General features: G+C 73.7%; 3 protein-coding genes. 2 read left to right on the top strand and 1 reads right to left on the bottom strand.

Features of this window, described 5'->3' with window-relative positions; translation table 11 throughout:
- The first annotated feature begins 216 nt into the window (after positions 1 to 216).
- The gene (locus tag ACLU3S_RS36515; RefSeq protein WP_413956274.1) at positions 217 to 1,632 is read left to right on the top strand and encodes an FAD-binding oxidoreductase; all 1,416 of its coding nucleotides are present in this window, start codon (positions 217 to 219) and stop codon (positions 1,630 to 1,632) included.
- Between the two features lie 16 nt (positions 1,633 to 1,648).
- Here the strand turns inward: ACLU3S_RS36515 and ACLU3S_RS36510 are convergent, their stop codons facing one another.
- On the bottom strand, positions 1,649 to 2,062 hold the full coding sequence (locus tag ACLU3S_RS36510) for an SsgA family sporulation/cell division regulator (RefSeq protein ID WP_413956273.1): 414 nt from the start codon (positions 2,060 to 2,062) through the stop codon (positions 1,649 to 1,651).
- Between the two features lie 246 nt (positions 2,063 to 2,308).
- Here ACLU3S_RS36510 and ACLU3S_RS36505 point away from each other — a divergent pair.
- Positions 2,309 to 2,848 (top strand): DUF2510 domain-containing protein (locus ACLU3S_RS36505; RefSeq protein ID WP_413956272.1); only part of this gene is annotated, 540 nt, incomplete at its 3' end.

Raw genomic sequence — 2,848 nt, 5'->3', positions numbered from 1 at the left:
CGCGACGACGCCTCCGGCCAGCGCGGTCACCAGCACCCGGCGCAGCAGCCGCCTGTGCCGGGAGCGGCGCGGCTCCGGCGGCTCGGCCAGCAGGGACGTACCCGGGGCGCACAGTCGCTTGTCCATGGCGTCACTGTGCGTCAATACGACGATCAGATCGCGGCAGCGAAGCGGAGAGCGCACGGGGTTCACACCGATGGCCGTGAGTGCGAACCTGTGATCATGAGCCGTATCGAAGCGCCCCGCGGCGCACACTCCGCGGCAACCAGCGACCTCACCGACCGGCTCCTGGCCGGCCTGCCCCCCGAGGCCGTCCTGATCGACCCCGACGTCACGGCCTCCTACGCCCACGACATGGCGAGCTTCTGCCCGGCCGGCGCCCCGGCCGTCGTGGTGCTGCCGCGCACCGTGGAACAGGTGCAGCACGTCATGCGCACCGCCACCGAGCTGCGTGTCCCCGTCGTCCCGCAGGGCGCCCGCAGCGGCCTGTCCGGCGCCGCCAACGCCACCGACGGCTGCATCGTGCTGTCCCTCACCAAGATGGACCGCATCCTGGAGATCAGCCCCGTCGACCGGATCGCCGTGGTCGAACCGGGGGTGATCAACGCGACGCTCTCCCGCGCGGTCGAGAAGCACGGCCTGTACTACCCGCCGGACCCCTCCAGCTGGGAGATGTGCACCATCGGCGGCAACATCGGCACCGGCTCCGGCGGCCTGTGCTGCGTGAAGTACGGCGTGACCGCCGAGTACGTGCTCGGCCTGGACGTCGTCCTCGCCGACGGCCGCCTGCTGTCCACCGGCCGCCGCACGGCGAAGGGCGTCGCGGGCTACGACCTCACCCGCCTGTTCGTCGGCTCCGAGGGCTCCCTCGGCATCGTCGTCCGCGCGGTGCTGGGCCTGAAGCCCAAGCCGCCGCAGCAGCTGGTCCTGGCCGCCGAGTTCCCCTCCGCGGCGGCCGCCTGCGCCGCCGTCTGCCGGATCATGGAGGGCGGTCACCTCCCCTCCCTCCTCGAACTGATGGACCGTACGACCGTCAAGGCCGTCAACGCCCTCGCCCACATGGGCCTGCCGGAGACCACCGAGGCGCTGCTGCTGGCCGCCTTCGACACCCCGGACCCCGCCCCCGACCTCGCCGCCGTCGGCGCCCTGTGCGAGGCCGCCGGCGCCACCCAGGTCGTCCCCGCCGAGGACGCGGCCGAGTCGGAGATGCTGCTCAAGGCCCGGCGGCTCTCGCTGACCGCGCTGGAGGCGGTCAAGGGCACGACGATGATCGACGACGTGTGCGTGCCCCGCTCGCAGCTCGGCGCGATGCTGGAGGGCATCGAGCGGATCGCCGCGAAGTACGACCTGACGATCGGCGTCTGCGCACACGCCGGCGACGGCAACACCCACCCCACCGTCTGCTTCGACGCCCAGGACGTGGACGAGTCGCGGCGGGCCCGCGAGTCCTTCGACGAGATCATGGCCCTCGGCCTGCGACTCGGCGGCACCATCACCGGCGAACACGGCGTCGGCGTGCTGAAGAAGGAGTGGCTGGCCCGGGAGATCGGCCCGGTCGGGGTGGAGATGCAGCGCGCCGTGAAGCAGGTCTTCGACCCGCTCGGCATTCTCAACCCCGGCAAGGTCCTCTGATCCCTTCCGGGGCCGCTCAGCGGGCGAGCAGCTCATCGAGTGCGTCGTCGATGCCCAGCTGCCCGCCCTCCGTGCCCGCGGGCACCACGCGCAGCGTCCGCTCCAGCCAGGCCGACACCTGCGCGAGCGGCGCCTCCAGCAGGGCGTCCCCGTCCGGTGAACTCAGCGCCACCAGAACGACGCCGCGCCCGTCGGCCTTCACCGGCCACACCCGCACGTCCCCGTGCCCGCTCGGCCGGAACACCCCCTCCACCAGGAGCTCGCGGGCGAACGTCCAGGTGACCGGGGTCTGCGAGGTGATGTGGAAGGCGATGTGCACGGCGTAGGGGTCGTCGGAGCGGTAGCTGAGCCGGGCCGGCACCGGGATGCTCCGCTCGGGTGACAGGACGAGCCGGAGCTCCAGCTCCCGCTCCACCACGGTGTACTGCATGACGTGCCGTTTCCTTTCTGGTCGGGTGACGGGCGGCACCGCTGTGGGCGAGCCCGCACCGGGGGAGAGGGGGCGGTGGCCGGGCCATTACGCGGGTTCGGGAAGATTTTTTTCGCCGGGGCGCGTCAGACGGGCACGGCGTTACCCGGAAAGGGTGGGTGCTGCGGGACTGGCCATGGGGGATGCCCGCGTCTGATAGATGTGGAGGCCCCCATCCCACCCCCGAGCAGATACGGGACGACGGACATGAGCGCCCCAACCCCGGCCCCAGGTGACGACAGGCCCCGCGAGGGCTACTATCCGGACCCGTCCATCCCCGGCTACGTCCGGTACTGGAACGGCTCCTCCTGGGTGCCCGGCACCAGCCGCCCGGCGCCCAAGGACGGTGAACCGCTCAGCCCGCCGGCCGGTGCCCGCCCGGCCGCACCCTCCGTGGAGGAGACCGGCCCCCACTTCTTCGACGAGGACCCGCACCCTCCGGCATCCGGTCCCGGAAGCGCCCCGGCCGCCTCCGCCCCCGCCGACCGGTGGCCCGCGGCGGCCGACGCCGGGCAGGCGGATCGTGGCGGGCAGGACAGCCCGTGGGGCCACTCGGGCGCGGCCGGGCCCGCGGATCAGGCTCAGTGGGGCCGGTCCGGTGCGTCCGGTCCGGCGGGGCAGCCGGACCAGGGGGGCCAGTGGGACCAGCCGGGTCCGGCGGGGCAGCCGGGCCGCCCAGGCCCCTGGGGCCGGGCCGACGCGCCCGGGCAGCCGGATCCCTCCGCGCACTCGGGGCAGGCGGGCGCT

The sequence above is a fragment of the Streptomyces sp. AF1A genome (assembly GCF_047340315.1).
Classification (GTDB): domain Bacteria; phylum Actinomycetota; class Actinomycetes; order Streptomycetales; family Streptomycetaceae; genus Streptomyces.
This window is presented reverse-complemented; position numbering and strand designations above follow the sequence as displayed.

What these genes read in the sequence shown, in the direction of transcription:
- ACLU3S_RS36510 (WP_413956273.1), bottom strand. Translation starts at nt 2,062, where the DNA reads ATGCAGTACACCGTGGTGGAGCGGGAGCTGGAGCTCCGGCTCGTCCTG.